1 protein-coding gene is annotated in these 3,764 nt (G+C 74.6%); it reads left to right on the top strand.

Annotated features, from left to right (window positions below):
* Positions 1 to 57 precede the first annotated feature (57 nt).
* The coding region (locus ACLJQZ_RS48355; RefSeq protein ID WP_410628469.1) for a type I polyketide synthase at positions 58 to 3,764 on the top strand (3,707 nt) is incomplete at its 3' end.

Genomic DNA, 3,764 nt, shown 5'->3' with positions numbered 1-3,764 from the left:
ATGGTGTCGGCGTTGGCGCGGGTGCACGCTGCTACCGACTTGCCGGTCGATTTCGGGTTGCCTGAGGCGAGGCTCGACGTCGATGCGCCGTTGCCTACTTACCCGTTCCAGCACGAACGGTTCTGGCCGGAAGGCACCGCTGCCGAGGCGGTGGCCGACCCCGTCGAGACCCTGTTCTGGGACGCCGTAGACCAGCAGGACCCCAGTGTTCTCGGGTTTACCGACGACGGCGAACGCGACGCGGTCGCCTCCGCGCTGCCCGCGCTCGCCGCGTGGCGCCGCCGCCGGGCCGAAGTATCCACAGTGGACTCCTGGCGGTACCGCGTCGACTGGCGCCGGCTGGGCGTCGTCGGGGTCGGCGCCCTGCCGGGCCGGTGGCTGGTCGTCGTCCCGGCCGGGTTCGCCGACGCCGAGGTCGTGACGTCGGCGGTCGACGTGCTCCGCGCCGCAGGCGCCGACTGCCGGCTGCTGGAACTGGACGGCGACGACGTCGTCGTGCCGCAGGCCGAGGCCGCGGACCCGTGGGCCGGCACTCTCTCCTTCCTGTCGCTCGACGAGCGCCCGCATTCGCGGTTCCCGGCCGTGCCGACCGGCGTCGCGAAGCTCGCCGCGCTGCTGCCGGCGCTCGCCGAGGCCGGCCACACCGCGCCCGTCTGGGCGGTCACGACCGGCGCCACGGCCGCCGAGGACGTGCCGATGCGCCCGGACCAGGCCCTCACCTGGGGGCTCGGGCTGGTGGCGGCGCTGGAGTATCCCCGCCTGTGGGGCGGCCTGGTCGACCTGCCCGCGGAGGCGGACGCCCGCGCCCTGCGGCAGCTGCCCGCTGTGCTGCGCGGCCAAGGCGACGAGGACCAGGTCGCGGTGCGCGCCACCGGCGTGTTCGGCCGGCGTCTCCTCCGTGCCCCGCTCCCCACCGGTGGCCGCCGCTCGTGGACCCCGCACGGCACGGTGCTGCTCACCGGCGGGACCGGCGGCGTCGGCGGCCAGATCGCCCGCCGGCTGGCCGGCACCGGCGCCGAACACCTGCTGCTGCTCAGCCGGCGCGGCCCGGCCGCCGAAGGCACCGCCGAACTGGTTGCCGAGCTGGAAGGACTCGGCACGGCGGTCACCGTTTCCGCGTGCGACGTCACCGACGCCGCCGAGCTGACCGCGGCCGTCGCGGGGATCCCGGCCGAGTGGCCGCTGACCGCGGTCGTGCACGCCGCGGGGGTGGGCCAGCAGAGCTCCATCGCCGACACCGGCCCCGCCGAGTTCGCCCGGATCCTCGCCGGGAAGGTGGCGGGCGCGCGGACGCTCGACGAGGTGCTGGGTGCCCGGCCGCTCGACGCGTTCGTGCTCATCTCCTCGAACGCCGGCGTCTGGGGCGGCGGCGGTCAAGGCGCCTACGCCGCGGCGAACGCCTACCTCGACGCGCTCGCGACGCATCGCCGCGCGCTCGGCCGCACCGCGACGTCGATCGCCTGGGGCTCCTGGGGCGGCGCCGGGCTCGGCGCCGTCGACGGAGCCGCCGAGCGGCTGAGCCAGCTCGGCGTCATCCCCATGGACCCGGAGCTGGCGGTTTCGGCGCTGGTCGCCGCGGTCGAGCACGACGAGACGACGGTGTCGATCGCCGACCTGGACTGGGCCCGGTTCGCGCCGGGGTTCACCTCGTCGCGACCGAGCGCGCTGCTCGGCGAGCTGCCCGAGGTGCGGGCCGCGCTGCGCGACTCCGCCGCCGAGGCGGGCGGTACGGACCTCGCTGCCCGCCTCGGCGGCCTGCCCGAGGCGGAGCGCGAACCCGCGGTGCTCGCGGCGGTGGTGACCCACGCCGGGGCGGTGCTGGGGCACCAGGACCCGGGCGCCGTCCGGCCGGACAGCGCGTTCACCGAACAGGGATTCGACTCGATGACCTCGGTCCAGCTGCGCAACGCGCTGGTGAAGGACTTCGGCCTGCGGCTGCCGACGAGCCTGCTCTTCGACCACCCGACCCCGCGGGTGCTGGCCCGGTTCCTGCTGGCCGAGCTCGGCGGCGGCACCGCGGCGCCGGCCGCGGCCGCCGCGACGCCCGGGGCGGGAGACGACCCCGTCGTGATCGTCGGGATGGCGTGCCGCCTGCCCGGCGGGATCGCGTCGCCCGAAGACCTCTGGGACCTGCTCGCCGCCGGCGACGAGGCGCTGTCGGACTTCCCCGCCGACCGCGGCTGGGACATCGACGGCATCTACGACCCCGAGCCGGGACTGCCGGGCAAGACGTACACCCGGCGCGGCGGGTTCCTCGACACCGCGACCGAATTCGACCCGGCGTTCTTCAAGATCTCGCCGCGCGAGGCGCTCGGGATGGACCCGCAGCAGCGGATCTTCCTCGAGACGGCGTGGGAGGTCTTCGAGCGGGCCGGGGTCGACGTGACGGCGTTGCGGGGGAGTCGCACCGGGGTCTTCGCCGGCGCGTTCCACACCGGCTACACGATCGGCGCCGACCTGATCGCCGAAGGCGTGGACGGCTACTCGTCCCACAACAACCTGCCGAGCGTGCTCTCCGGCCGGGTGGCTTACTCGTTCGGGCTGGAGGGGCCGGCGGTGACGGTGGACACGGCGTGTTCGTCGTCGCTGGTGGCGCTGCACCTGGCGGCGCAGTCGCTGCGGTCGGGCGAGTCCGATCTGGCGCTGGCCGGGGGTGTTGCGGTGATGGCCAGGCCGTCGACGTTCGTGGAGTTCTCCCGTCAGCGCGGGTTGGCGGCTGATGGCCGGTGCAAGGCTTTCGCGGCGGCGGCCGACGGAACCGGCTGGTCCGAAGGTGTGTCCGTGCTGCTGCTGGAACGCCTTTCTGACGCGCGCCGCAACGGACACCCGATCCTGGCGACCGTGGCCGGCAGCGCGGTCAACCAGGACGGCGCGTCCAACGGTTTGACGGCGCCGAACGGGCCGTCGCAGCAGCGGGTGATCCGCCAGGCGCTGGCCAACGCGGGCCTCGAACCGTCCGACGTGGACGTCGTCGAGGCGCACGGGACCGGCACGACGCTGGGCGACCCGATCGAGGCGCAGGCGGTGATCAGCACCTACGGACAGGACCGGCCGGACGGGTTCCCGCTGCGACTGGGTTCGCTGAAGTCGAACATCGGGCACACGCAGGCCGCGGCGGGCGTCGCCGGGGTGATCAAGTCGGTCTTGGCGCTGCGACGCGGCGTGCTGCCGAAGACCCTGCACATCGATGCGCCTACCCCGCACGTCGACTGGCCGGCCGGCGCGGTCGAACTGCTGACGGAGCAGGTGCCCTGGCCCGAGACCGGCCGGCCGCGGCGCGCGGGCATCTCCGCGTTCGGTGTCAGCGGGACCAACGCGCACGTGATCGTCGAACAGGCGGCCGCCGCCGACGTCCCGGCGACGCCGGACGCCACGGCGGTCACGCCCTGGGTCCTGTCCGCCAAGACGCCGGCCGCGCTGGAGCAGACCGCCGCCCGGGTCGCCGGCTACGTCGAAGAGCACCCGGACGTCACCGTCGCGGCGGTCGCGACCGGGCTGCGGAGCCGCGCCCGGCTGGACCACCGTGCGGTGGTCGTCGGCGCGGACCGGGAAGAACTGCTGGCGGGCTTGCGGCACGTCGCCGCGGGCCGGCCGGGAGCGGGCGTTTTTCCCGCGGTGACGGGAAATCCCGGCAAGGCGGTGTTCGTGTTCCCGGGGCAGGGTACGCAGTGGGCCGGGATGTGTGCGGGTTTGTTCGAGGTTGCGGCTTTCGCTGATTCGGTGGCGGAGTGTGATGAGGTTTTGTCGTCGTTGGTGGATTGGTC

This window comes from Amycolatopsis sp. cmx-8-4 (genome assembly GCF_046548675.1).
Taxonomy (GTDB): Bacteria; Actinomycetota; Actinomycetes; order Mycobacteriales; family Pseudonocardiaceae; genus Amycolatopsis.
The sequence above is the reverse complement of the archived record's forward strand: the minus strand, read 5'-3'. Positions and strand labels throughout refer to the sequence as shown.